The sequence below is a fragment of the Campylobacter showae CSUNSWCD genome (genome assembly GCF_000313615.1).
Lineage (GTDB): Bacteria > Campylobacterota > Campylobacteria > Campylobacterales > Campylobacteraceae > Campylobacter_A > Campylobacter_A showae_A.
The window spans coordinates 69,703-95,626 of sequence record NZ_AMZQ01000008.1 but is presented as its reverse complement, the minus strand read 5'-3'; the positions used below and the strand labels follow the sequence as shown (position 1 = coordinate 95,626).

Sequence of the window (25,924 nt, the reverse complement as noted above, 5' to 3'; positions counted from 1 at the left end):
TTCTCTTTAGATATAGTAGATTTTTAAGCCGCGCGAAAGCTTTGTGAGGCTTTTTAAAATTTTAGGCTTTGAGTCTAAAATTTCGCTTCGCAGCTCGTAGATTTTTTTGTAAATTTTAGCTTGGAGTTTGTCTATGCGCTTTTGTTCGGCGCCGCTTTTTACGTGCGCTAGCAGGCCTAGCCAGATGTCGGCGTCTTGTAGCGAGCCAAATGTTTCTTGTAAAATTTTGCTTTTCTTAAAACATTTTTTAGCTGCAGCAAAACCAAAACTGCCGCCAAAAATCTCGCTTAGATACCTTAGCCGTTTTATCTCGATGCGGCACTTGTGAAACTGCGCGTTTTCGGTTGTTTGGCTCAAATTTGAGAGAGATTTTTTGAGGCGTAAAATTTGAGCTCGTATGGATTTTGCGGCGAGTTTTTTTATCGGCGCGTCTCCTAGCTCGCCTTTAAAAAAGTCGCTTCCTTCGCGTAAAAACACCTCCCAGTCGCGCAAAATTTCGTTCGCTTCCTCGCTTTGTAGCTCGGCTTGGACGCTTTTGGCTAGAGTTGCGCTTAAATTTTCTAGCTCGCTAGCTAGCGACTCAAAGCCTTTTTGGCTTTGCAAAAACTCGCAAAATACATCTATATCGCGCTTTTGGTTGGTTAGCTCGGCTAGTTTTTTAAAATTTAGCAGAAAATAACAAGCTGTTTTTCGGTCAAAAACGGGAGTGAAAATTTTAAGCAAAGAGCGCGTTTTGCGCAGATTTACGCGGATCTGGTGCAGCGCCTTGGCATCGCCAGAGCTTGCGTATTCGCTTAGGTGTTTACGAAGCATCGTAAATATCTGAAAAAACACCGTCCGCATCGCGTCCATCGCACCGATGTAGCTTGGTAAATTTAGCTCCAGCTCTGGGCTATTTTGTAAAATTTCAATGCTCTTTTGCGCGTCAAATTTACCATGCGGCAGGCCAAAAAGTGCTAAATTTTTATTTTTATAGTGTTCGTCTTCCGTGACTTCGCTGATTACGCGCGCGACGATAAACTCGGGCAGGCTAAACTCCGCCGCTTCGCGCTTGCTTACAAACTCGGCCTCAAAAGTTACAAGCCCCTCTAAAGCGCCGTGAAAAATATCGACGTTGCAAGCAGCGCCGTCAAGCTGAAATAAAAATCTCGTCTTTTTTATCGGAGTGGCGACCGCGTTTTTTAGGGCTTTTTTAAAGCTTTTGGCGTCAGTTTCGCTCTCGTTTTCCTCGCGCGCTAGACCGACGCCTGATTTTTGCGTGATCGTAAAAACGCCCGAAGCCTCGCGAAATCTAATCTCCTCAAGCGGAGTGATTTTGACGTAAATTTGCGTCACATCTTTTTGCTGGACGTCGATGTCGCGGGCTTTTAGCTCGTTTATGACGGCGGCGTCACGCAGGATAAATTTACGCTCGATCTCTATCAAATTTCGCTCCTTAATATGAAAAATTGTATCAAAAGGTAGCTTAAAGTGTAAAATTTGCGCCCTTTTGCTACCGCCCTTGCGACGCGAAATGATTTTTTAACGCAAATCACGCTAAAATCAGCTCAAATTTGAAAGGAGTTTTGGATGAATAGAAAGCTAAATTTTAGCGCGGGCCCTTCGGCTCTGCCTCTTAGCGTGCTTGAGCGCGCGCAAAACGAGCTCACCGACTATCAGGGCAAGGGCTTTTCGATAATGGAAATCAGCCACCGAAGCAAGATTTTCGAAGAGGTGCACTACGGCGCGATGGCTAAGGCGCGCGAACTATACGGTATCGGCGAGGAATTTGACGTGCTATTTTTGCAAGGCGGCGCGCATTTGCAGTTTGCGATGATACCGCTAAATTTAGCCGCCAAAGGCGTCGCGCAGTATGCAGATACGGGCGTCTGGACGAGTAAGGCGATCAAAGAGGCCGCAAATGTGGGCATATCCTACGAAGTAGTCGCCAGCAGTAAGGAAACCTCCTACGACCGCATCCCAGAGGTTAAATTTAGCGAAGACGCCGCATACGGCTACCTCTGCACAAACAACACAATCTACGGCACGCAGTACCGCGAGCTGCCTCGCTCTAAAGCTCCGCTAGTAGTCGATGCGTCGAGCGATTTTTTCTCGCGGCCGGTTGATTTCACGGACGTGGGGCTGCTATATGGCGGCGCGCAGAAAAATGCCGGCCCAAGCGGCGTAACCGTCGTCATCATCCGCAAAGATATGTTGGAGCGAGCCTGCATGGAGCGCACTCCGACGATGCTTCGCTACGATACGCACGCTAGCGCCGCGTCGCTATACAACACGCCTCCGACCTTTGGCATATATCTGCTAAATTTGACGCTGGGCTGGGTGCAGGAGCAGGGCGGTCTAGCAGGCGTAAACCGGATCAACGAGCAAAAGGCGGCGCTGCTTTACGGTGCGATCGACGGTTCTGGCGGCTTTTATAGAGGTCACGCGCAAAAAGATAGCCGCTCGCTGATGAACGTTAGCTTTACCATCGCAAACCGCGAGCTGGAGGCGGCCTTTATCGCCGAGTCCGAAAACGCGGGTATGCTGGGCCTAAAAGGACACCGTCACGTAGGCGGCATCAGAGCATCCATCTACAACGCCGTGAGTATCGAAAACGTGCGAACTTTGGCTGAGTTTATGAAAGAATTTGCTAGGAAAAACGGGTAAATTTGACTATACGCGCCGCGCGAATTTGGATTTGTTTCGGGCAAATTTAAACTCGGGGGTTTAAATTTGTGGCGCGCCAAATTTTGCTTTTTACTCAAATTTAAGCGGCTTTGGCTTGAGGTCGGTCGCTTAAATTTGCTTTGGTTTTACGGCGAGTCGGTCTTAAATTTGCCGAGTTAAATTTAGCTCGCGTCCGTCGTTAGGTCTGGAGCGACGATCCAAACGATACGGAAATACCAAAAGACGACTGGAAGCGCAAGATGAGGCGGTTTTTTAGCTTAGAGTAATTTTGTCAAATTTGTGTATAAACACGCTTTTGAGATAAAGATTGCGCCGTAAATTTTATGCGCTTGGTGCGCGGCTTTTGCCTCTTAAATTTTTTATCAAATTTTCCGCTCAAATTAGCCCCTAGCAAACGCAAATTTTACAAATAAAATCATCTTTTTATCTCCAAATTTATCTTACCGTTTGCCTCTGAAAATTTATATTCCAGCCCGTCCGAGCAATAGCTTATGCTTTTACTCTCGCAAATTTGCTTCTCGCGAGATGCTATCTTTTCTAGCATCGGCGGCAGCTCCTTGGCGATCAAAAGCTTGATAGACATCTCTAGGCCGTGCGTTAGCTTTTTTAGAAACCTGCCGTCAAGCTCGCTCTCATCTTTTATCATATGCAAGGTTGCGTCAAAGCCGAGTTTGCGTAGCTCCTCGTAGAGCTGCACTTTCTCATCGGGCGGCGCGCAGTGGTCGTTTACGGCGCAGTGGTAGCCGACATAGATAGGCTTTGGATACTCGCTTTGGGCTTTTAGATGCGCGGCGTCTAGGGCGTTTCGTATATCTTCGCGCGCTTGCGAGAAATATCGAGGCGAGGATTTATCCAGTAGCGTCCACATCGTTTTGGTAAAGACGTAAATTTTGATATTTTTAAAATATATATCGGTCGAGTATTCGCGAAATTTGAGATAATCCGCCTCTTTGCCTAGGCCTATTAGTTCCCAGTTTAGCTTCGCGTAGCTGCTGTTGTCGATGAGACCGTCTACGAGCCACGGCGCAAATTTGGCCGTTAAGGCGTTTATGTAGGCGCCGTGCGAACTACCGACTAGGACTACGGGTAGCTCGTCTATGTCGGTCGCGGATTTAAACGGCGGATCTGCCTTGATAAAAAGCGCGGCATTTATCACGTCTTGGGCCTGCATAACGCCGAAATTTTGATACTCGTTTTTGGTCGGTTGCAGCGTTACGGATATTTCTAATTTAAAATCGCTCGGCAAACCGCCGCTTGATTTTATATTGCCCAAGTAGTCATCCAGCACCGAAAGCGCGTCGTAGCTGATATCGCTTGGGATTTCTATACCGATTTTCGAGCATTTGTTTTTAAGGATGATTTTGTCTAAATCGTTTAAAAAATACGTCGCTCCCGTTTGCGGTCTGTTGCCGATACAGTGGTAGTTCACGCTAGCTACCGCTACGTTAAATTCGCTAGCTACGAACTGCGCTAAATGCTCTCTATAGTTTTCGTTCGCATCGCCGCCAAGCCCAGGCACTATGAAAACTAGGGCTCTAACGGGCTTTTCATCATCGTAGCAAAGCTTAAACTCAAGTAGCGAATCTCGCTTTACGCCAAGCTCTACGTCGTCGCAGGAGGGTATCTCGTATGTTTTATTTATTATCATGATTTTGCTGCGGTAGATTTTGTTCTTTTATCTCTAAATTTATCTTGTCGTTCGCTTCAAAAAATTTATATTCTAAATCGTCTGAAACGTAACTTATGCTTTTATCCTCGCAAGACTGTTTCGGTCGAGCTGTGATTTTAGCCAGCATCGGCGGAAGCTCTTTTGAGATTAGCGTTTTTATCGACATATCTAAACCGTGCGTTAGCGTTTTAATAAATTTACCGTCAAGCTGACTTTCGTTTTCTATTATATTTAGAGTAGCGTCGTAACCTAAATTTTTCAGTTCGTCGTAGAGTCGTTGTTTTTCGCTAGCCGGAGCGTAAAAATCGTCATAAGCGTAATGATAGCTAGTATAAATTTGCTTTTTATAGCCGCTTTGGACTTTGAGGTGTTGCGGCATTAGAATTTCTCTTATATATTTCCTCGACTTGGAAAAATAAGCCGGCGAAGCCTTGTCTAGCGTCCAATGCGTCTTGTCGAATAAATAAAGCTCGATATTGTGATAGCATTCGCTGGTGTAACCGCTGTAATATTTCATATAATCTATCTCTTTGCCAAAGCCGATAAAAGGCCAGTGGGCTAGCGCATAGCTACTATTATCTATGACGCCGTCTATAAGCCACGGGGCGATCTTGGCGGCCATATGTGATAGATAGCCTCCGTGCGAGCTACCGATCATGACGACTGGTAGGTCGTTTATGTCGGTTGCGCACTCAAAAGGAGCGTTGGCTTTTACGAAAAGTAGCGCATTGATCAAATCCTGCGCCTGCATAATGCCGAAATTTTGATATTCGTTTTTAGTCGGTTGAAGGGAAATTGATAGTTTAAGCGACAAGTCTTGAGGTACTGTCTTATCGCGTTTTCTTGCGTCTATTAGATTGTCGATATCAAGCAGGGTTTGCGTATCGATTACGCTTAAATTTTCCGGGAGCTCTATGCCACACCTGGCGCATTCTTTTTTTAATATCGATCTATCTAAATCGTCAAAAAATATCGTCGCTCCTGTTTGCGGTCTATCGCCGATACAGTGGTAGTTTACGCCTACTACGGCTACGCTAAATTCGCTCGCGACAAACTGCGCTAAGTGCTCGCGGTAGTTGCTGTCTGCGTCTCCTCCGTAGCCAGGGATTATAAAAACTATTGACGAGACCGGCTTTTTGGTATCAAAGCAAAGGTTAAACTCTAGCAGGCTTTCGCGCTTTATATTAAGCTCGGTATCGTCGCAGGAGTGGATTTTATACGTTTTTTTAACTACCGTGCCGTTTTGCCATATTTTTGAAACTTGTAGATTGATTTTATCGTTAGATTCAAAAAATTTATACTCTAAATTTTCCGAGATATAGGTTATGCTTTTATCCTCGCAAGGTTGTTTAGGGCGAGCTGCAATCTTGGTTAACATCGGCGGAAGTTCTTTTGAGATCAGCGTTTTTATAGACATATCAAAGCCGTGAGTTAGCGATTTGATAAATTTACCGTCAAGCTCGCTTTCGTCTTTTATTATTTTTAATGTCGCATCTATGCCACAGACGTTAAATTCGTTATAAAGTTCCGATTTATCAGCTATAGGAGCGATGTCGTCTCCGGCATAGTGATAGCTTAGATAAATCGGCTTTGGATATTTGCTTTGGGTTTTTACGTGGTCTAAATTTAAAATATAACGTATCTTTTCGTGCGCTGGCATAAATCTCTTATCGGAGCCATCTTTTAAGGTCCAAAGCGTCTTGTCGGAGATGAAAAAATTTATATGTTTAAAAAGCATATCGTTTGATGAGCAGCAGTGATTCATATAGTCAAGCTCCTTACCAAATCCCACGATCCTAAGCGGATACTTGGCGTAGCTACTGTTATCTATGATGCCGTCTATGAGCCACGGAGCGATCTTGGCGGCCATATGCGATAGATAGCCTCCGTGTGAGCTACCGATCATGACGACTGGTAGTTCGTTTAAATTTTTAATCACTTTAAACGGCGCATTTGTCTTTATAAAAAGTAGGGCGTTTATCAAATCCTGCGCCTGCATAATGCCGAAATTTTGGTATTCGTCTTTTGCCGGATCAATCGTAAGGGATAAATTTAAAACAAAATCTTTTGGAAATGCTCCGCTATTTTTATTGTTGTCTATATAGTTACTAACCGCAGACAAGACGCCGTTTAGCTTATCGAAATTTTTTAGCGAGCTTAAATCTCCGCCTAATTGCAGGTTTATTTCTCGACATTTTTCTCTTAAAATTTCTTGATCAAATTCGTCCATGTAGTATCTAGCGCCCGTAACTAATCTGTTATAGATATGGTGATAATCTACATTGATCACAGCTACGTTAAATTCTCTCGCAGTAAATTCGGCTAGGTGGTCTCTATATGCTTTATCGACGTCGCCGCCGCATCCAGGCACTATAAAAACTATGGCGTTAACCGGCTTATCGTCATCGTAGCACAGTTTGAAGTTTAATTTCGTAGAGCGTTTAACGCCCAGCTCCATATCGTCGCAAGAGTTGATTTCGTAGATTTTACTGACTACCATTTTTGCCTTCCGTGATTTTTTGTATTATACCTCTGCCGAGCTAAATTTAGCTTTTTTGGTCGAGTTTAATCGGTCGATCGTAAGCTATGCGGTGGTTATACTAAGGATTATGGAATCGATTTTTGGTTTTGATCAATTTAAGCGTAAGATTTAAATTTTAACTGTAAGATTAAAAATTATTTGCGGTTTCGCCACCAAATTTAAGTAGAGCCGAACCCCAAGTAAAGCCGCCGCCGAAGGCATCTAGTAAAAGTAGATCACCTTTTTTGAGCCTGCCTTCTTCGTATGCGTCGTTCATCGCCATAGGTATAGAGGCTGAGCTTGTGTTGCCGTATTTTCCTACGGTTACGACACACTGTTCGTTTGTAAAATTTAAGCGTTGCTTGACTGCTTCGATGATGCGTAAATTTGCCTGATGAGGTATAAAAAGATCGATTTTATCGCTTGAAATTTGATTTTTTTCTAGGATATCTACGACGTCTTTAGTTAGCGTCTGGACGGCGATTTTAAAGACTTCATTGCCCGACATTTTGATAAATTTCTCTTCTCCGCCCGGAGTTATGAGTAGGTTTGCGTAGTTGCCGTCGGCTGCGGTGTGAACGTCGATTATTTCGTTTTCTTCGCCTGCGCTTACGACCGCGGCGCCTGCTCCGTCGCCAAATAGTATGCAAGTCGTTCTGTCTGTCCAGTCGACAATCTTACTTAGTTTTTCGGCTCCGATTATCAATACGTTTTTTTTGCTTCCGCTTTCAATCAGTGATTTTGCAAGCTCAAGTAGATAAATAAAACCAGTGCACGCCGCGCTTATATCAAATGCCGTAATAGCATTTATGCCTAAATTTTTAGCGATTTTACACGCCGTTGAGGGCATACAAAAGTGATCTGGCGAGATTGTTGCACAGATAACCGCATCGACATCTTTTGCGGTCAAATTTGCTCTTTCAAGCGCTATCCTTGCCGCTTTCGTACCAAGATCGCTCGTATCTTCGTCCTGCGCTATGCGTCTTTGGCTGATGCCGGTGCGTTTAACTATCCATTCGTCGTTGGTTTCCACCATTTTTTCAAGGTCGAAATTTGTTAAAATTTTAGGTGGAGCGTATGCGGCTATGGATATTAGCGAGGCTTTTGGCATTAAATTTTTCTTTGTAATTTCATTTTGCGAAGTGCGACAGCTCGTCTTCGATAACTTTGTTTATATCGGAGTTTGCGAATTTTAGAGCTTGAAATATCGCATTTTTTATAGCTTTTGGTGTGCTTTTACCGTGGCTTATTATGACGCAGCCGTTCACGCCAAGTAGCGGTGCACCGCCATATTCGTCGTAATCAACTTGCTGTTTTAGGGTTTTAAAAACTTTTTTCATTAGAAGTGAGCCTGCTATAGCGACTGGGGATTTTTTAACGTGTTTTTTGATGATTTTTGTTATAGCGTCGGCTACGCCTTCACTTGTTTTTAGTAGGATATTTCCGACAAATCCATCACAAATCACGACATCGACGCTTCCGTCAAAAACCTGATTTCCTTCGGCGTTACCCACGAAGCTATCAAGTTTTGAAATCATTCCAAAAGCTTCTTTGGTGACTTCGTTACCTTTACTGCTCTCTTCGCCGTTTGAAAGAAGTCCTAGTTTAGGAGATTTTATTTTTAAAATTTCTTTTGCATAGGCTTCGCCCATTATCGCAAATTGAAATAGATGCTCGGGCCTGCAGTCCACGTTTGCGCCGACGTCCAAAACTAGGGTATTACCGCCCGTTACGTTAGGCATTAGCGTCGCTATCGCCGGTCTGGAGACGTTTTTAAGTCGTCCGACACGAAGTGTGGCAAGACTCATAGTGGCTCCGCTGTGTCCTGCTGAAACTACGGCCATAGTTTGTTTATTTTTAAGTAGCTCGATAGCCTTAAAAATACTGCTTTCTTTTCGCTTTAACGCATCGGTGGCGCCGTCGCTCATGGAAACGACCTCGTCGGCTTGAATAAATTTTACGTATTGTTTTAAATTTTGCGGAACGAGGCTTTCTAAAATTTTCGTATCGCCTACCAAAACGGCTTCAAATTTTACTTCTTTTAAAGCCTCGATCACGCCGCCGATAATAGGTTGCGGACCGAAGTCGCCGCCCATCGCGTCAATGCAAATGCTGGTCATTTGTATTAATACTCTCCGGTAGTTTTATTTACGCGGTGAGGCATTTTCCATGAGCCGTCTTTATCTTTTACGGGAACCGGAAGCGTTACTTTGTAGTGCGTTCTTCTCTTTGCCGCGCGAGTATGACTTACTCTTCGTTTAGGTACTGCCATTTTATTCTCCTTTATAGATTTTTACATTTATCACAATAAAAATAATCGCTCTTAAAAGCTTCTATTTCGCTTGTTAATACTTCTTCTAAATTTACAAAACCGTCGAAAAACTCTACTACATCGTCGAGATTTTCTTCTTTGTCTTTATAAATTCCGTCGCTTAATATCAAATTTATATCTTCATTAAGTCTTAAATTTATATCTTCGCCGCATCGGTCGCAGTTGTGAGCTATTTCGCCTACGATTTTACCTTTACAGCTAACTAAATTTTGAGTTACTCTTTTTAGTTCGCCGTTAAAATTTACTCCGTCCGAGTTTAGCTCGAATGGCATTTGGTTATTTGCGATTTTGGCGAAAGATATTTTCAAAATTTAACCTAAATTTAGCAAATTTCTCTTGTTGCAAAGAAAAATGCGATCTCGTTTTTAGCGTTTTCTAGGCTGTCGCTACCGTGAACGGCGTTTGCGTCGATACTCTCTGCAAAGTCGGCTCTAATGGTGCCAGGTTTTGCTTCTTTTGGATTTGTTGCACCCATTAGATCGCGATTTTTAGCTACCGCATCGTCGCCCTCAAGAACCATAACTACGACCGGTCCGCTCACCATAAAATCAACCAAATCGTTGAAGAAAGGTCTGTCTTTGTGAACTGCGTAAAAAGCTTTTGCATCGCATGCGCTTAGTTTGACTTTTTTCATAGCGGCGATTCTTAGCCCGTTGCTTTCGAATCTATCCACGATTTTTCCGATAACGCCCTTTTTTACGGCATCAGGCTTAATAATAGAAAGCGTTTGTTGCATAAAATTTCCTTTTTGTGGTTTTTATAAGGCGGTGATTATATCAAAAAAAAATTAAATTTCAAAATAAGCCCCGCAAAATGGCTTAGATGCGTAGCTTACGAGATGACGGCAGTTTCGCCCGTTCTCATATCTGCAGTTATCTCGGCGCGAGAAGGCTGTCCTGCAAAAGGAGCGTCCCAAACGATGCAACCGTCGGTCGGACAGGCTGAGGCGCATGCCGGCTCGTCGTTATAGCCTACGCACTCGACGCATTTGTCGGCGTAAACGTAGTATGCGTCCTCACCGGTCGGGTTATCCGCGTCGTCTACGATAGCGCTCGTCGGGCACTCGTCGATGCATGAGCCGCAGCTGATGCAAATATCTGTTATTTTTACTGCCATTTTTTATCCTTTTTGGTTAAAATTTTCGCAAGAATATCAAAAACTAAGTAAATTTGATATTAAATTTTTGCGTTAAATTTAAAAACGAAAACGTTAAATTTTTAGCTCTTTTTAATCTTTAGATGATATAATTTCGCTACAAATAAAAATTATTAAGGAGAAAAAATGTTAGTAACAAAAAAAGCACCTGACTTTACAGCTGCAGCAGTTTTAGGAAGCAATCAAATCGTAAATGATTTCAACCTATATAAAAATATCGGCGAGAAAGGCGCGGTAGTATTCTTCTACCCTATGGACTTTACATTCGTTTGTCCTAGCGAGATCATCGCGTTTGATAAAAGATACGACGAATTTAAAGCTCGCGGTATCGAAGTTATCGCAGTTTCTTGCGACAACCAGTTCTCACACTTTGCGTGGAAAGAGACTCCAGTAAACAAAGGCGGTATCGGCAAAGTTCGCTTTCCGATCGTAGCTGATATGACAAAATCAATCGCTCGCGGTTTTGACGTACTTCTAGAAGACGCTGGCGTAGCACTTCGCGGATCATTCCTACTTGACAAAGACGGCACAGTTCGCCACGCAGTTATAAACGACCTACCACTTGGCAGAAACATCGACGAAATGATCAGAATGGTAGATACTATGCTATTTACAAATGAGCACGGCGAAGTTTGCCCAGCTGGCTGGCACAAAGGTGATAAAGGCATGAAGGCCGATACCGCAGGCGTCGCAGACTACCTATCTCACAACGCAGATAAATTATAATCATCCAGATTTAAGGGCGAGGGCTCGCCCTTAGTGCTTCTTTTCTACATCTTTACATCAAAACGACATTAAGTTTAATACAAAATATCAGTACTTAAATGAAAAAATAAGGATTTTTTACTATAATCTAGTTTTAAACTTTATTCGGAAGGAATCATATTTCAGATGAACGGCACGTATAACGACAGCTCTTTTATGCGCGAGGACGCTGTAAACGTATTTGCTAAAGTGTTAAAAGATAACCGTCGGGTGCACTTTCTAAATCTTTACAATGGCGTAAAAGTCGAGTGCATGGGTGAAGTAGAGCATATAGAAGACGATACGGTCGTCTGCAAGGTAGCATTAGAGCAAATTTTGGCCATGAAAGAGGAACAAAACGCCTATATCGTACGCGATGAATATTTTTCCGAAAATTTAAGGGCGGATATCATCGGATTTGATCTTGCAAATTTGACCGTAACGCTACAAAATTTCACGTATATGAAAAATTTGCACGCGAATTTAAGAAAATATCAGCGCGTATATCCGGATCGTTACACCAAGGTGATCCTCACACAAAACGGTAGCGAAATACAGGGCAATCTATACGACATCTCAAGGGGAGGCCTAGGCGTCGTTAGCTTGGATGACGGCGGATTTAAAGAGGGCGAGCTTATAAATGCTAAATTTGAGCTATGCATACCGGACGAGGCGAGCGGCTCTAATAAAAACATAAAAATAGATACCGATCTAAAACTTGTCGTAGCGCTAAAATATAAGGGCGCGATGAGATATTGTTGTCAGCTAGCCGATAAAGACGGCGCAGGCGAAGATATAGCAAAATTTACTAAAAAACGCGTAATAGAAACTCTAGAAGAGCTAAAAGAGCAGTTAAAAACTTACCAATAAATTTAACGCAAAACTAAAAGGCGAGCATTGCGCTTGCCTTTTTAAATTTTACCCGCTTCGATTTCAAATTTACCCCGCAGCTTCACCCGAAATTTAATCAAAAATCAGTAAAATAGCCCAAAATTTACAAGGAAATTTCATGAAAACGATTCAGGAAAATTTAAAGCTATTTTACGTCGGCCTCAAAGACAAAGAGCCGTTTTTTTACAAAAACAAAGACCTCACGACGCATGCAGCCATCATCGGCATGACCGGTAGCGGCAAAACTGGTCTTGGTATCGGCATCCTAGAAGAAGCCTGCATCGATAACATCCCGACCTTTATCATCGACCCAAAGGGCGATATGACAAACCTCGCTTTGGCCTTCCCGCAGATGCGCGCGCAGGATTTTGCGCCCTACGTCGATGAAAACGAAGCGCAAAACAAAGGCATGAGCGTGGATGAATTTGCTGCTAGCGAAGCGCAGACGTGGGCAAAAGGCATCGAAGGCTCGTTTCAAAGCCTAGAGCGCGTGGGACTTTTTAAAGATAGTGCCGAGCTAAAAATTTACACGCCAAAGAGCAGTAGCGGCGTCGGCGTGGCGCTGCTGGGCGATTTTGCGCGCCCAAATTTAGACGCAGGCAGCGAGGAGTTTAGCGAATACGTAGGCTCCCTGGCCAGCTCCGTGCTCTCGCTCGTGGGCATAGAAAACGACGTAAACTCAAAAGAACACCTGCTTATTTCAAACATTTTTACCCTTAAATTTAGCCAGGGCGCGGACGTGAGCCTAGAGGAGCTCATCGGCTTTATCGCGACGCCTCCGTTTGCTAAGATCGGTGTATTTGACGTGGAGAAATTTTACCCGAGTAGTGAGCGCATGAAACTAGCGGTTAAGATCAACACGCTGCTTGCAAGCCCTGATTTTCGCGCGTGGCTAAACGGCGAGCGGCTAGACATCTCAAAGATGCTTTTTAACGCAAACGGCAAGGCAAAGTGCAATATCTTTACCATCTCGCACCTAAAAGACAGCGAGAGGATGTTTTTCGTGACGCTGCTGCTAAACGAGATTATCGCGTGGATGCGCAAGACCGAGGGTACGAGCTCGCTTCGCGCGGTGCTTTATATGGACGAGATTTTCGGATTTTTCCCGCCAAACGGCAACCCGCCGTCTAAAACCCCGATGCTAACGCTACTCAAGCAAGCCCGCGCGCACGGCCTTGGCGTGATACTGAGCACCCAAAACCCGGTCGATCTTGATTACAAAGGCCTTAGCAACATCGGTACGTGGTTCATCGGGCGCTTACAAGCTGCGCAGGACAAAGCGCGCGTGATCGACGGTATGACGGGGCTTGCGGGCTCTGCGATGGATAAAAGCGAGATAGAAAATCTCATCTCAAATTTGCAAAAGCGCAACTTCCTACTAAAAAACATCCACGAGGACGGGCTGTCCGTCATCTCGACGCGCTGGGCTCTGAGCTATCTCAAAGGACCGCTTAGTCGCGAGCAAATTTCAAATTTGATGAAAGAGCAAAAGAGCGGGTCAAATTTGAGCGGGTCAAGCCCGGCAAAAAGCTCAAATTTCGCCGCCAAACCGGTGCTGTCGCCGGATATCGCTCAAATTTACGCCGCAAGCTCAAATTTGCAGGAGGGCGGCGAGCTAGAGGGATATCTTTACGGTGAAGCCAAAGTGCGATTTTACGACGCCAAAAAGGGGCTTGACGAGGTTCGCGAGGTAAATTTCACGCTAAGGCTGGATGAAGCTCAAAAAAGCGCCGACTGGAGCGAAGCTAGCGAAAATATGCATTTTACCGCGGTTTCGGAGCCAAATTTTAAGCTCTCCTACGCGCCGCTACCGGGCTTTATCGCCGGAGCTAAAAATTTCAAAGAGCTAACCAAAAATTTCAAAGAATTTATCTATAGAAACTACAAGCTTAGGCTCTTTAGTGCATTAAATTTAAGCTCGGCGCCGGGCGAGAGCAAGGAGGAGTTTTACGTGCGTTTGGCTGACAAATGCAACGAAATTTTAGAGGCGCAAACGGCTAAGCTCACGGCTGAATTTGATAAGCAAAAAGCGCGATTGGAGGAGAAACTAAACCGCTCGGTCGCAAAGCTGGAAAAAGAGCAGCGAGACTTCAAGAGCAAAGGTATCGAGACCGCGATCTCGGTGGGAGCTAGCATTTTGGGCGCGATTTTTGGCAAAGGGCTGCTAAGTAGCGGCAACATCGGCAAAGTCGCAACCTCCGCGCGCTCGGCAAATAGCGTGCTAAAAGAGCGCAGCGACGTCAAACTAAGCGAGCAAGAAGTCGCCCAGCTAAATACGCAGATCGAGGAGCTGATGGCGAAATTTGAAGAAGACGCGAGCGCGCTAAAAGCCAAAAATGATGTGCAAAACGTGGAGGTGACGGAGGTGGAGGTTAGTCCGAAGAGTAGCGATATATACGACGAAAAACTCTATCTTCTTTGGAAGTAAATTTAGCGGCTTGTCTCGCGAGTGCTTTTTCGAGATTTCGCAAAAATTTTCGCTCCGCAGGCTATATGCCTAGCGCACGCTCAATTTTGCTTCTTCTGCTTGCAGCTGCGAGCTTGCGAAGCAGAAAACTCGAAAAATCATCTCACGATACTTCGCCTTATCGTTTTACGTTTAAATTTGCAAATTTGAGTCGCCGAGACCCGTATCTTGAAAACATCAAATTTGATTCAAATTTACGATGCGACGGCGCCAAATTTAACCTGCGCATAGCGCAGCAACCTCTCACGTTGTAGGGGTTGGGGGATCGTTAAGGGGGAAGGGAGCTCTTTTGCTTCGGCTTTGCCTCGCCTTGTGCTTGCACTCTCTTTGAGAGCTGCAAAGCAGAGCGCAATTCAAGCCCCTTCCCCCTTAACAAGAAAGACTAAAATCCAAATTTGACAAAACCAAATTTAGCATTTTTGCGGTGCAGGTCTCGGTGGGTAAAATTTACAAATTTACCGTCCTCCAAAATGACCGATTTATCAAAAAATCAGCCGAATTTAATTAATATTGCGAAATCGAAACAAAAATCAGGATAAAAAATGAACGAAAATTTGATAGCTTATGCTACGGCGTATCTGCTAGGCGGCATCCCATCGGGCGTGATTTTGGCGTATATCTTCGGCGGAGTAAACATCAGAAGCGAAGGTAGCGGCAGTATCGGCGCGACGAACGTTTTGCGCGTGCTAAAGCAAAAAGACCCCAAACTCGCTAAAAAGATCGCGATTTTAACCGTCGTTTGCGACGTTTTAAAGGGCGTTTTGCCGATTTTAATCGCGAAGTTTTTAGGCCTTGCTCCAGCGACGCTTTGGGCGATGGCGGTACTTTCGGTGCTTGGGCATTGCTATTCGCCGTTTTTAAAATTTGAAGGCGGCAAGGGCATAGCCACGGGTGCTGGCGTTTTGGCGGTTTTTTTACCGCTTGAGATCGCTATCGCACTTGGGGTTTGGTTTGTCGTCGGCAAATTGCTTAAAATTTCATCGCTCGCTTCTCTAGCCGCGCTTGTGGCGTTTATCGTAGCGACTTTTGCGCTGCAGCCGCAGATTCCCGACATCAACTCCTATGCGCCGATATTTTTGATCGCGTTTTTGGTCGTTTACAAGCATCTGCCAAACATAAAACGCCTCATAACAGGGCAAGAAAAGCGCGTAATTTGACGACGATTATCAGAGACTACGAGTTTAGCACGATCATTGGGCTACTTGATTTTGAGCGCGTGACGCCGCAAAAGGTAAGAGTTAGCGCGGAATTTGAAAGCGGCGAGTTTATAGACTACGTGGAAATGATAAATTTTATCGAAGAAATTTACGCGCAAGAAAAATTTGGCACCGTGGAGAGTTCGCTTGAAATTTGCGCAAAAAAGTTGAAGGAAAAATTTAACTCGCTTAGCTTTTTAAAAATGGAAATTTTAAAAATCGAGATCGTCAAAAATGCGACGGTTGGCGCAAGAGCCGAGTTTAAATATTAAATTTTTTTTAAAGTATCTTGAAATCTTGCTTAATTTATGCTACAATCCCAACAAATTTCACTGAAGGGAAAAAATGAGAATTTTAATAGTTGAAGATGAGGTAACTCTAAACAAAACCATCGCCGAGGGCTTGCAAGAGTTCGGCTATCAGACCGACAGCTCGGAGAATTTCAAGGATGCCGAATACTACATCGGTATTAGAAATTACGATTTGGTTTTGACTGATTGGATGCTGCCTGACGGCGACGGCGTGGATCTGATCAACATCATCAAACACAAATCCCCGCGTACTGCAGTAGTCGTGCTATCTGCTAAAGACGATAAAGATAGCGAAGTTAGGGCATTTAGAGCGGGTGCGGACGACTATATCAAAAAGCCGTTTGATTTTGACGTTTTGGTGGCTAGAATCGAAGCGAGACTTCGCTTTGGCGGTACGAACGTTATCAAAATAGACGACCTTATCATCGATCCGGACGAGGAGAAAATCACATATCTAGGTCAAGATATCGAGCTAAAAGGTAAGCCGTTTGAGGTGCTAACTCACCTTGCGCGCCACAGCGATCAGATCGTCAGCAAAGAGCAACTACTAGACGCGATCTGGGAGGAGCCTGAGCTCGTAACTCCAAACGTAATCGAAGTAGCAATCAATCAAATCCGCCAAAAAATGGATAAACCGTTAAATATCTCGACTATCGAGACAGTCAGAAGACGCGGGTATAGGTTTTGCTTTCCCAAAAAAGCCTAAGATATAGGTTTATAGTGCAATTAGCATCGGCTTCTGCGATGCTAATTCTCATCATCTCCGTTCTTTTATATCAGTATATCAAGGTTACTATATACGAAAATATCTCACAATCGCTCGCATATGAAGCTAAAATTTTATCCACGAGCGCAAATTTATCTAAAGTAGAAAAACCGTTTGAGTACTTCACGCTAAACGACAGTCCGACTAAAGCAAAGCTCGTAAAGGGCAAGACCGTATCGCCTCATTTTGTAACTGAAAAAGTCGGACAAAAGACACATTTGACGTTATTTTACCCGTATATGGAAGACATTAGTATCGCGCTAACCAAAGACACCACTCATCAAAGCAAGCTCGTAGATCAAATTTTAATCGATATCATCATGGTAAACGCTACGTCGATACTTCTGATTATTTTTTACGTGCTTTTTTTGTCACGGATGCTGCTGGTGCCGATTAAAATTTTAAGTAGAAAAATGACGAATTTAAACGAGCGGTTTTTGCAGACGGTGAGTCTTGACGAGCTGCCGCCCGAGTTTAAGCCGCTAGGCAAAAGTCTAAACCGCTTGATTGAACGCATTCAGACGTTTGTACTGTATCAAAAGGAGCTTTTCGTCGGTGTAGCGCACGAGCTAAAAACGCCTCTTGCGGTGATGAAAACCAAAAACGAAGTCACGCTAATAAAGCCGCGCGAGGGCGAAAAGTATATCGAAGCGCTCAAAAATAACAACGAAGCCATCAATCAGATGAACAAAATGATCGGCTATATCCTGGAGATCGGGCGGCAGGAGGGCGCTCAGTTTGAGGAGGCCGTGCGTATAGATATCATCGAGTTTATGAATCAATCTGCGAATAATTTTAAAATTTTAGCTCGCGGCGAGGGCAAGGATATAGCGACTGATTTTGCTCCGAGCAGTCTTGAGATGACGCTGCAGCCGACGCTTTTAACGCACGTTATCCAAAATTTCGTCCAAAACGCGATCAAATTTTCTCCTCGCGGTGCCGTGGTTACTCTGCGCTCGCGTCTTAGCGAAAACGAATTTACTATCGAGGTCGTAGACGAGGGCTGCGGTATCGATGAGAGCAAGGATCTCTTTGCGCCGTTTAAGCGTTTTGGCGATAAGGGCGGAGCGGGACTTGGGCTATTTTTGGCTAAGGGTGCGGCTCAGGCTCTGGGCGGCTCGGTGTCTATCAAAAACCGCACCGACGGGCGCAGCGGCGCGGTATCTACCCTCACTCTAGCGATAAATAAAAATAATAAAGGCAAATAAATGGCAAAACGAACCGCCGTCATAGATCTAGGCTCAAATTCGATGCGAATGGCGATTTTTGAAAAGACTTCGCGTTACGCGTTTCACATCATCGGCGAATTTAAGATGAAGGTGCGTCTGGGCGAGGGCGCGTACGAGCACGGCGGCGAGATCTTGGAAAAGTCGATGCAAAAGGCCTGCGAAGCGCTTAGTGAGTTTAAAAATATCGCACAAAACTACAAATGTACGAAAATTTTCGCTATGGGCACCTCGGCTCTGCGCGACGCTCCGAATGCCGGCGAACTCATAGGCATGGCGCGCAAAGAGCTTGGGATAAATTTAAAGGTCGTTAGCGGCAAGGATGAAGCGACGTTTGGCGGCGTGGCGGCGCTAAATTTGCTTGAGCCGCTAGAGGAGTTCGTCACGCTTGATATCGGTGGGGGGTCTGCCGAGCTTGCGCTTGTTAGTGGAGGCAAGATAACTGACGCCGTGTCGCTAAATTTAGGCACCGTGCGGCTAAAGGAGCTGTTTTTCGATAAGAAAAATTTAAACGCCGCAGCGCCATTTATCAAAGAGGCGTTCAAGAGTCTGCCTAAAAATTTTAAAAGCAAAAACCTAGTCGCCATCGGCGGTAGCCTGCGCGCGATATCTTCTGCTATCATGTCGGCGCAAGACTACCCGCTAAAAACCGTGCACAACTTTGCCTACAAATTTCAAAACCACAAAAACTTCATCGAAAATTTAGCCCGAGCGAGCGTGCTTGAGCTTGGAAAATTCGGCATCAAAAAAGACCGCTTCGATACGATTAGAGAGGGCGCGCTCATCTTTTTAGGTGCAGTGGATGCTGTGGGCGCACAAAACATCTATACTAGCGGCGCGGGCTTTAGAGAGGGCGTATTTTTGAGCGATATCTTGCGCCCGACACGTAAATTCCCGCCGAATTTCAACCCGAGTGTGAGGAGCTTGCAGGATAGATTTTTGCTAGACGATAACAAGACGATCGTTAAATACGCAAAAGACCTCTTTGCCGCGCTAGAGCCGCTGCATGGGCTTGAGGGGCGATACGAGAGCGAGCTGGCCGTCGCTGCGAGGCTACACAGTGTAGCGCAGTGTTTGGGATTTTACGGCGAGCACGCTAGTTCGGCGTTTTTTGTACTAAATGCCTTAAACTACGGCTTTTCGCATGCACAAAAATGCCTAGTTGCCGCGATCATCGCGCAAAACGGTAAAAAAAGCTCGAGCGAATTTGAGCGCTTTAAAAACCTGCTACCGAGCGAGGACGTCGTGCGCTGGCTGAGTTTTATCCTCGCGCTTGCTAAAAATCTCGATGCAAACTGCGCGCATAAAAAGTTGGAGTTTGAGTTTATCAACCACACTTTGCAAATTTACGGCGCTAAGGAGCTGTTTATGGCGAAGGAAAATATCAAAAAAATGACTAAGCCGGATACCTTTGCGATCTGTTTTGCGTGAAATTTGTTGGAGGAATTTGATGAAATTTGCGATAAATTTCATCAAATTTTAAAAAGGCAAATTTAGTCTATACTTGCCTTATCTTTGTATGCGTCTAGCGTCTGGCGGTTTTCGATGTAGGCGTTTAGCTTTTTTTGATTTTCTTCAAAAAAGCTCTGGAAATCCTGCTCGCTCGTCATCTGTTCTTCGCCGAATTTATCCAAAAGCACGTTTGATGTGCCCGTTAGCACGAGATAGCGTCTGTCAAGATGCTGAAAAAGCACGACCTTGTTCGTATCATCAAGCGATTTTTCGTAGATTATCTCCACACCTTCGTCGCTTTTTACCTTTTCAAACCAGCCGTTTTCTCGTTTTGTTTTTCGCATTGTTTGCTTGTTTTTTAGCTTTGCTTTTACGAACAAAAGCACGACCAAAAGTAGCGCCAAAACGCCCAAAACCGCGTAATATCTATAATCGATCATATCGCTCATGCCTTGCGTCATGAAATTTACGTCGCCGCTTTGTGCACCTAAATTTAAGCCGGTGCTTTGAGCCGACGGGGTCAAATTTGATGCGTTTTGATCGCCGGATAAATTCGTAGCTTCGGTTATATTTTCTCTAGTTTCTTGCGGAGATAGCGCGGTTTCGGCGGCTGGGTTCGCCGCATTTTCAGGCGTCACGCGTATGCGCAGACCAAAGCCGTCGGTGGTTTTTGAGGCGCTAACGGCTACTTGCGCGTCGCTTTTTATCACGAGGGCTAAATTTTGGCCCCTAGGCTCAAACAAAATCTCTTGTAGTATGCTTGAGTTTACGCTTTTTTCTATATTTTGATCGTTTTGTAGGTCTTTAAAGAGTAGGGTTATAGCGCCGTCCTTGCGCTCTTGCAGGATCGCACCGCTATAAGGAGCGTCAAAGCTAAGCATGATATCGACGCGGTCGCCGCGCTCGTAGACGTTATACGTGGATAAATTTGAACCCCAAAGCGCTATGAAAAGCAGCGAAAGCGACGCGAAAATCCTCATAGTTGCTCTCGTTTAAAGTACTGGATGACGGATTTTGAGTCGAGGATTTCGTTTATCCTAATGGCGAGGTTTTTTTCGTAGACCATTACTTCGCCCTTGCCGAAAATTCGGTTGTTTATAAAAAGCTCCACGCTCTCGCCGGCAGGCTTTTCCAGGTCGATTACCGAGCCCACTTCGAGCTTTAAAAGCTGCTTTACGCTAATCGTCGTGGTGCCTAGCTCCGAGATAAAATCCACTCCGATATCCATCAGCTCGTCGTAGCTTTTAAAAAGCCCACCGCGCTCTTGCAACATCTCCTGAACCCCTTGCAACGCCGTTTCTACGGCATTTATCTCTTGTAGTTCTTCGCTCATATTTTTTTGTATCCTACTTGAAATGTTCTATTTTTGATTTTATATACGCGTTTGTCGTCTAGTTTGACGTGAAAGCTCGTCCTGCCTAGATACTCGGGAGTGCCTAGTTTATAGGCGTTTGCTTCGCGTTCGTTGAGTAGATTTTTAGCGTAGCCGATCATGAGATTTGCTGCCTCTTTGCAGATATCGCTTAGCTCGTCTTCGGCTAGTTTATCGACGCCAAGAAGCACGCTAGCAAAGCGGTTTAGTGTATCTTTTTTAAAGTAAAGATAAAAGTGAAACTCCTCTTTACCCTTAAAAATCGGCAAGCTCGAGCCGTAAAATTCGCCTTCCGCGCTCCTTGCGCTCTCTACTTTGTAGCCTAGAGTATCCTCGCACAGATGCTTGATCCCAAGCTCCGCAACGTCCATCATCGCGCCGTCCTTTAAACGAAATTTTTTGATTATACTTAAATTTAACGTAAACGCGGCTAAATTTAAAAAAGTTTATTGATTTGCTTTATCAGCTCTTCGCCATCAAATTTGGCAGTGAGCTTTACTATCTCAGTCCCGATTATCGCGCCGTCGGCATAGGTTTTTACCTCGTCGGCGTCGTTTTTGTTTTTCACGCCAAAGCCTACCGCGACAGGCAGATCGCTTCTTTTTTTTAGACCCTCTATGAGCGCTTTTAGTCTCTCCTCGCTTGCTCGCTGCGAGCCGCTCACGCCGATAGCGCCCAGAGCATAGACAAATCCTGAGCCAAATTTTAAAATTTTATCCGCGCGGTTTTGCGAGGTGACGCTGATTAGCGGGATGAGATCAAGGTCAAATTTGGCGCACAACCCTGCCACCTCCTCGCTCTCCTCAAACGGCAGATCGGGGATGATAAATCCTGCTATACCGACATCTTTTGAATGAGCGATAAACCTCTCTACGCCGTAGGCAAATACGATGTTAAAATACACGAGAAATACGACCGGTTTATTTATCTTGCCTTTGCACTCCTCTAGCATGGCAAATATCGCGTCGGTGTTTACGCCCTTTGCAGCGGTTTCAAAGCTAGCTTGCGCGATGAGTTTGCCGTCTGCAAGCGGATCGGAGTATGGGATGCCAAGCTCTAGTAGATCTAGGCAGCTGCTGTTTAAATTTAATAAAAACTCCTTCGTCGCTTCGACGCTAGGATATCCCGCCACGATGTAGCCGATGTTTGCTTTTTTGTCCGCGAACGCGTCTTTTACCTTAGCCATAAATTTTTCCTTTCTCGTAGCTCATCACGGTGTTTATGTCCTTGTCGCCGCGTCCCGAGACATTTACGACGATGACGCTTTTTTTCGTCAAATTTGGGCAGAGCTTTTCTAGATACGCTAACGCGTGCGAGCTCTCGATCGCCGGGATGATGCCCTCTAGGCGGCTGGTTAGATATAGCGCGTTTATGCACTCGTCGTCGGTGACGCCGTAGTAGGCGGCTCGCTTGCTCTCGTGCAGGTGCGCGTGCTCGGGACCCACGCCTGGGTAGTCAAGCCCAGCTGAGATACTATGTACGGGCTCGATCATGCCGTATTCGTCTTGTAAAACGATCGTTTTCATGCCGTGGATGATGCCTGTGCGGCCCTTGGTTAGAGTTGCGGCGTGATACGGCGTGTGCGCGCCTAGGCCCGCAGCCTCGACTCCGATCAAATTTACGTCCGCGTCGTCCAAAAACGCGCTAAAGATGCCGATGGCGTTGCTGCCGCCGCCGACGCAGGCGATGATGTAGTCCGGATGCACGCCGTATTCTTTTAGCTGCTCTTTGGTCTCGCGGCCGATGATACTTTGAAAGTCGCGCACGATCCTAGGATACGGGTGCGGGCCGACTGCTGAGCCGATGACGTAAAATGCGCTTTCTATCTCGTTTACCCACGCTTGGATCGCTGCGGTGGTGGCCTCTTTTAGCGTTTTTAGCCCATCTTCTACGCTAACGACTCTGGCGCCTAAAAGCTGCATGCGAAATGCGTTTAGCTGCTGACGCTCGACATCTGTCGCGCCCATATATACGTCGCACTCAAGACCGAGCAATGCCGCCGCCGTCGCAGTCGCCACGCCGTGCTGACCCGCACCCGTTTCGGCTAAAACCTTCTTTTTGCCCATTTTTTTGGCTAGAAGCGCTTGAGCTAGGGCGTTATTTATCTTATGCGCGCCCGTGTGGTTTAGATCCTCGCGCTTTAGATAAATTTCATGCCCGTAGTGCTCGCTTAGGCGTTTTGCGTGATATAGCGGGCTCGGGCGTCCGACGTAGTTTTTTAGCAGGTCGTCTAGCTCGGCTTTAAATTCAGCCGTTTTTGCGATACTTTCGTACGCGGCCTCGAGTTCGTCTAGCGCGAACATCACGGTTTCGGGCACGAACTGCCCGCCGAATTTTCCGAAATATGCTTTGGTGTTCATCGGTATCCTTTAAATTTTCGTTTATTTTAGCATTTTAAGTTTTTATTAGGCTTATTTGAGGTGCGGTATAGCAGCGTCAGCCGGAAAGCGGGCAAAATGAGAAAAATTGAAACAAACGATATTTTATTTGGACGAGGCGGCAAAGTGGTAAATTTTGCCTCCATCGCAAGCAAAATTTACACCTTTATGAGCTCCAAAATTTTCTTTATTTTCTCCGCCGATTTTATACCGTTTTCATCCTCAACTTTTGAGTTTAGATCAAGCACTCGCGGGTTAAATTTGATTGCTTCGCACACGTTATGCTCGCCGATGCCGCCCGCCATGCCAAAGTCAAATTTGACTGCACGCAAAATCTCCCAATCAAAGCTAGTGCCGTTGCCGCCGGCATTTTCGCCTTTGCAATCAAAAAGCGGCATATCGCAAAGCGCGGTATCTATGGCTGGAAGCGCATTTAGCACGCTATAAACGCGCCAAACCTCTAGCCCCATCGCCTTTAAATTTGCGTATAAATTTGAGCTAGCCTCGCCGTGGATCTGCGCGACGTCAAGAGCGGCAAATTCGCAAATTTCCATTATCTCGCAGTCGCTTTGTCCGGCAAAAACGCCGACGCATTTTTTGCCTGCCTCGTGCGCTATACCGGCTATCTCGCGCGCCGTCTGAGCGCTTACTTGACGTTTGCTTTTGGCAAATATCGCGCCCAAAAAATCTACGTCCAGGCTCGCCACCTCGCGCGCTTCTTTGGGCGTTTTGATGCCGCAAATTTTAACCAGCGTCACGCTACGCCTCGCACGTAGTCCTCGAAATAGCGATAAACTTTACCGCTTTTTATCGCGTCCAGGATGACCTCTTTGGCCTGCGTGGGACTGTCCGCGACGCCTGCTGTGTAGAGCGCAAACATCGCGTTTAGCACGACTACGTCAAATTTCGGTCCGTCCAACTCGCCTTTTAAAATTTGCTTTAAAATTTCAGCGTTTTGCTCAGGCGTGCCACCTTCGATCTCGCTGTGAAACGCCCGTCTGAAGCCAAACTGCTCGGGCGTGATGCTGTACTCGCTGATCTGGCCGCCGCGCAGCTCCACGACGCGCGTCTCATCGCATAGACTGATCTCGTCTAGCCCATCCTCGCCGCGAACCACCAGCGCTCGCTCGCGTCCCAGCAGCTGCAGCGTCTCGGCATAGAGGCGTAAAACAGGCTTATGATAGACGCCCACGAGCTGATTTTTGAGCGCCAAATTTGGATTTAGCAGCGGGCCAAGTACGTTAAAAACCGTGCGGATACCTAGGCGCTGGCGCACTTCGCGCACTTCGCCAACTAACGGATGGAAAAACGGCGCGTGGAAAAAGGCCAAATTTTTATCGTTTAGCAGCTCTCGCTGTCGTAGGAGCGAATTTGAGCTATGAACGCCCAAAATTTCCAGCACGTCTGAGCTGCCTGATTTGCTAGAAACGGCCTTATTGCCGTGCTTTGCGACCTTGACGCCAAGGCTCGCTAAGATAAACGCGACGTTGGTTGATATATTTATCGTCTTAAAGCCGTCACCGCCCGTGCCGCAAAGATCGATCATCGGCGATGGATCGCGGTAGGTCTGCGAGTATTTTAGGATGTTTTTGGCGAGGCTTGCGAGGCTTTGCGGATAGAGGCTTTTTTCGCTGATTAGCACCAAAAGTGCCGCTAGCTGCGTGATCTCGTACTCTTTGCTTGCGATGATTTCGCAAATTTGCTCAAAGTCGCGGTCGTCTAGCCGCTCGTTTTCTTGCAGCTTGATTAGAAACGGCTTGAGCGGGCGGATTTTGGGTTCTTTGGCGACCTCTGCCGCAGGCGTGGCTTCATAGTTTATGAAATTTTCGATGATTTTTTTGCCGTACTGCGTGAAGTAGCTCTCGGGGTGAAACTGGATACCAAAAATCGGCCTATCTTTCGCGCTAAGCGCCATCACTACGCCATCCTCGCTCACGGCCAAAGCCTCTAAATTTGACGGTAGCTCGTCCACGTAAAGCGAGTGGTAGCGCATGACCTCAAATTCGTCCGGCAGTCCCGTAAATAGCGGCTCTTTGCGGCTGACTTTTATGAGCGAAGTTTTGCCGTGATAGGGCTTTTCTAGGCGTTTGATTTTGGCGCCGTAAACGAGCCCGATCGCCTGATGCCCGAGGCAGATACCAAGCACTGGCGCGACGATGTCGCTTTTTAAAATCTCTAGGCAGATACCGCTATCTTGCGGGTGTTTTGGTCCCGGGCTTAATACGATTTTGCTCGGATTTAGCCTGCGGATCTCGTCTAGCGTGATTTTGTCGTTGCGCACGCAGCGTACTTCTTCGTCGGTTAGTTCGCGTAGATATTGTTCTACGTTGAAGACGAAACTGTCATAATTGTCTATCAATAAAATCATTTCTTTCCTTTTATACGGCTTGTCTTTTGAGTGCCTTTGAATGAGCTAAAAATTTTCTCCCTCGATGAACTACATGTTCTATCTTCGGTCGAAAATTTCATCGCAACATTCAAATCCATCTCAAAACAAGCGTAGCGTTTTTGCAAAGCAAAATGTTTCTATAAAATACTTCGCCTTAACTTTTTGAACTCAAATTTGCAAATTTGGGTCACCGAGACCCACATCTTGAAAATGTAAATTTAAATTTGCGGCGCAATAGCGCCAAATTTAACCTGCACGCAGTGCAGCAACCTCTCACGTCGTAGGGGGAGAGGGATTAAAGGGGGAAGGGGGCTCTTTTGCTTCGGCTTTGCCTCGCCTTGTGCTTGCACTCTCTTTGAGAGCTGCTAGCAGAGCGCCATTCAAGCCC

At 45.7% G+C, this 25,924-nt stretch carries 26 protein-coding genes and 1 pseudogene; 10 read left to right on the top strand and 17 right to left on the bottom strand.

Annotated elements, in window-relative coordinates:
* Positions 1-6 precede the first annotated feature (6 nt).
* Positions 7-1,425: a CYTH and CHAD domain-containing protein gene (locus CSUNSWCD_RS06275; RefSeq protein ID WP_009495024.1), complete on the bottom strand. Its 1,419-nt coding sequence runs from the start codon at positions 1,423-1,425 to the stop codon at positions 7-9.
* Positions 1,426-1,569: 144 nt separating this feature from the next.
* Between CSUNSWCD_RS06275 and serC the strand changes: the two genes are divergently transcribed.
* Positions 1,570-2,646 carry a 3-phosphoserine/phosphohydroxythreonine transaminase gene (gene serC, locus CSUNSWCD_RS06270; RefSeq protein ID WP_009495022.1) on the top strand — a complete coding sequence of 359 codons (1,077 nt, stop codon included), beginning with the start codon at positions 1,570-1,572 and terminating at the stop codon, positions 2,644-2,646.
* A gap of 436 nt (positions 2,647-3,082) precedes the next feature.
* Here the strand turns inward: serC and CSUNSWCD_RS06265 are convergent, their stop codons facing one another.
* From CSUNSWCD_RS06265 to CSUNSWCD_RS06230, 9 genes and pseudogenes are all read right to left on the bottom strand, one after another.
* Positions 3,083-4,315: a DUF2920 family protein gene (locus CSUNSWCD_RS06265; RefSeq protein WP_009495019.1), complete on the bottom strand. Its 1,233-nt coding sequence runs from the start codon at positions 4,313-4,315 to the stop codon at positions 3,083-3,085.
* Positions 4,302-5,588 carry a DUF2920 family protein gene (locus CSUNSWCD_RS11440; protein ID WP_167536554.1) on the bottom strand — a complete coding sequence of 429 codons (1,287 nt, stop codon included), beginning with the start codon at positions 5,586-5,588 and terminating at the stop codon, positions 4,302-4,304. Before CSUNSWCD_RS11440 ends, CSUNSWCD_RS06265 begins: the two co-directional genes overlap by 14 nt.
* A gap of 18 nt (positions 5,589-5,606) precedes the next feature.
* Positions 5,607-6,836: pseudogene (locus tag CSUNSWCD_RS11435) on the bottom strand (DUF2920 family protein); the annotation flags it as partial.
* A 169-nt stretch (positions 6,837-7,005) separates the two neighbouring features.
* Positions 7,006-7,968, bottom strand: coding sequence for a beta-ketoacyl-ACP synthase III (locus CSUNSWCD_RS06255; RefSeq protein ID WP_009495017.1), 963 nt, complete (start codon positions 7,966-7,968; stop codon positions 7,006-7,008).
* Between the two features lie 19 nt (positions 7,969-7,987).
* Positions 7,988-8,977, bottom strand: coding sequence for a phosphate acyltransferase PlsX (gene plsX, locus CSUNSWCD_RS06250; RefSeq protein WP_009495016.1), 990 nt, complete (start codon positions 8,975-8,977; stop codon positions 7,988-7,990).
* A gap of 5 nt (positions 8,978-8,982) precedes the next feature.
* Positions 8,983-9,129 carry a 50S ribosomal protein L32 gene (gene rpmF / locus CSUNSWCD_RS06245; RefSeq protein WP_002943740.1) on the bottom strand — a complete coding sequence of 49 codons (147 nt, stop codon included), beginning with the start codon at positions 9,127-9,129 and terminating at the stop codon, positions 8,983-8,985.
* Between the two features lie 11 nt (positions 9,130-9,140).
* A complete protein-coding gene (locus CSUNSWCD_RS06240) occupies positions 9,141-9,497 on the bottom strand; it encodes a DUF177 domain-containing protein (protein WP_009495015.1) in 357 nt (118 codons plus the stop codon).
* Positions 9,498-9,511: 14 nt separating this feature from the next.
* On the bottom strand, positions 9,512-9,925 hold the full coding sequence (gene ndk / locus CSUNSWCD_RS06235) for a nucleoside-diphosphate kinase (RefSeq protein ID WP_009495014.1): 414 nt from the start codon (positions 9,923-9,925) through the stop codon (positions 9,512-9,514).
* A gap of 95 nt (positions 9,926-10,020) precedes the next feature.
* Positions 10,021-10,305, bottom strand: a complete 285-nt coding sequence (locus CSUNSWCD_RS06230) for a DUF362 domain-containing protein (protein ID WP_002952388.1) — start codon at positions 10,303-10,305, stop codon at positions 10,021-10,023.
* Between the two features lie 165 nt (positions 10,306-10,470).
* Here CSUNSWCD_RS06230 and CSUNSWCD_RS06225 point away from each other — a divergent pair, with 165 nt between their 5' ends.
* From CSUNSWCD_RS06225 to CSUNSWCD_RS06185, 9 genes are all read left to right on the top strand, one after another.
* Complete coding sequence (locus tag CSUNSWCD_RS06225; protein WP_009495012.1) at positions 10,471-11,070, top strand: peroxiredoxin; 600 nt, start codon at positions 10,471-10,473, stop codon at positions 11,068-11,070.
* A 165-nt stretch (positions 11,071-11,235) separates the two neighbouring features.
* A complete protein-coding gene (locus CSUNSWCD_RS06220) occupies positions 11,236-11,958 on the top strand; it encodes a PilZ domain-containing protein (protein ID WP_009495011.1) in 723 nt (240 codons plus the stop codon).
* 139 nt (positions 11,959-12,097) lie between these two features.
* A complete protein-coding gene (locus tag CSUNSWCD_RS06215) occupies positions 12,098-14,407 on the top strand; it encodes an ATP-binding protein (protein ID WP_009495010.1) in 2,310 nt (769 codons plus the stop codon).
* An 86-nt stretch (positions 14,408-14,493) separates the two neighbouring features.
* Complete coding sequence (locus CSUNSWCD_RS06210; RefSeq protein WP_244263917.1) at positions 14,494-14,700, top strand: hypothetical protein; 207 nt, start codon at positions 14,494-14,496, stop codon at positions 14,698-14,700.
* 288 nt (positions 14,701-14,988) lie between these two features.
* Positions 14,989-15,603, top strand: coding sequence for a glycerol-3-phosphate 1-O-acyltransferase PlsY (plsY, locus tag CSUNSWCD_RS06205; RefSeq protein WP_009495008.1), 615 nt, complete (start codon positions 14,989-14,991; stop codon positions 15,601-15,603).
* Positions 15,600-15,914, top strand: coding sequence for a dihydroneopterin aldolase (locus CSUNSWCD_RS06200; RefSeq protein ID WP_009495007.1), 315 nt, complete (start codon positions 15,600-15,602; stop codon positions 15,912-15,914). Before plsY ends, CSUNSWCD_RS06200 begins: the two co-directional genes overlap by 4 nt.
* Before the next feature lie 73 nt (positions 15,915-15,987).
* Complete coding sequence (hsrA, locus tag CSUNSWCD_RS06195) at positions 15,988-16,659, top strand: homeostatic response regulator transcription factor HsrA (RefSeq protein WP_009495006.1); 672 nt, start codon at positions 15,988-15,990, stop codon at positions 16,657-16,659.
* A gap of 38 nt (positions 16,660-16,697) precedes the next feature.
* Complete coding sequence (locus tag CSUNSWCD_RS06190) at positions 16,698-17,927, top strand: sensor histidine kinase (protein WP_009495005.1); 1,230 nt, start codon at positions 16,698-16,700, stop codon at positions 17,925-17,927.
* Complete coding sequence (locus tag CSUNSWCD_RS06185) at positions 17,928-19,376, top strand: Ppx/GppA phosphatase family protein (RefSeq protein WP_009495004.1); 1,449 nt, start codon at positions 17,928-17,930, stop codon at positions 19,374-19,376.
* Between the two features lie 62 nt (positions 19,377-19,438).
* On the opposite strand, the gene CSUNSWCD_RS06180 is transcribed toward CSUNSWCD_RS06185, so the two are convergent.
* From CSUNSWCD_RS06180 to trpD, 7 genes are all read right to left on the bottom strand, one after another.
* Positions 19,439-20,377 (bottom strand): hypothetical protein, encoded by a 939-nt coding sequence (locus tag CSUNSWCD_RS06180; RefSeq protein WP_009495003.1) that lies wholly within the window; start codon positions 20,375-20,377, stop codon positions 19,439-19,441.
* Positions 20,374-20,670, bottom strand: coding sequence for a flagellar motor switch protein FliN (gene fliN / locus CSUNSWCD_RS06175; RefSeq protein WP_034957998.1), 297 nt, complete (start codon positions 20,668-20,670; stop codon positions 20,374-20,376). Before fliN ends, CSUNSWCD_RS06180 begins: the two co-directional genes overlap by 4 nt.
* Positions 20,671-20,726: 56 nt before the next feature.
* The gene (locus CSUNSWCD_RS06170; protein ID WP_009495002.1) at positions 20,727-21,140 is read right to left on the bottom strand and encodes a chemotaxis protein CheX; all 414 of its coding nucleotides are present in this window, start codon (positions 21,138-21,140) and stop codon (positions 20,727-20,729) included.
* A gap of 65 nt (positions 21,141-21,205) precedes the next feature.
* On the bottom strand, positions 21,206-21,955 hold the full coding sequence (gene trpA / locus CSUNSWCD_RS06165) for a tryptophan synthase subunit alpha (protein ID WP_009495001.1): 750 nt from the start codon (positions 21,953-21,955) through the stop codon (positions 21,206-21,208).
* Positions 21,948-23,129, bottom strand: a complete 1,182-nt coding sequence (gene trpB, locus CSUNSWCD_RS06160) for a tryptophan synthase subunit beta (RefSeq protein WP_009495000.1) — start codon at positions 23,127-23,129, stop codon at positions 21,948-21,950. The genes trpA and trpB overlap by 8 nt, the downstream gene beginning before the upstream one ends.
* A 176-nt stretch (positions 23,130-23,305) precedes the next feature.
* Positions 23,306-23,905: a phosphoribosylanthranilate isomerase gene (locus tag CSUNSWCD_RS06155; protein ID WP_009494999.1), complete on the bottom strand. Its 600-nt coding sequence runs from the start codon at positions 23,903-23,905 to the stop codon at positions 23,306-23,308.
* Positions 23,902-25,515 carry an anthranilate phosphoribosyltransferase gene (gene trpD, locus CSUNSWCD_RS06150; RefSeq protein WP_009494998.1) on the bottom strand — a complete coding sequence of 538 codons (1,614 nt, stop codon included), beginning with the start codon at positions 25,513-25,515 and terminating at the stop codon, positions 23,902-23,904. The genes CSUNSWCD_RS06155 and trpD overlap by 4 nt, the downstream gene beginning before the upstream one ends.
* Positions 25,516-25,924 lie beyond the last annotated feature (409 nt).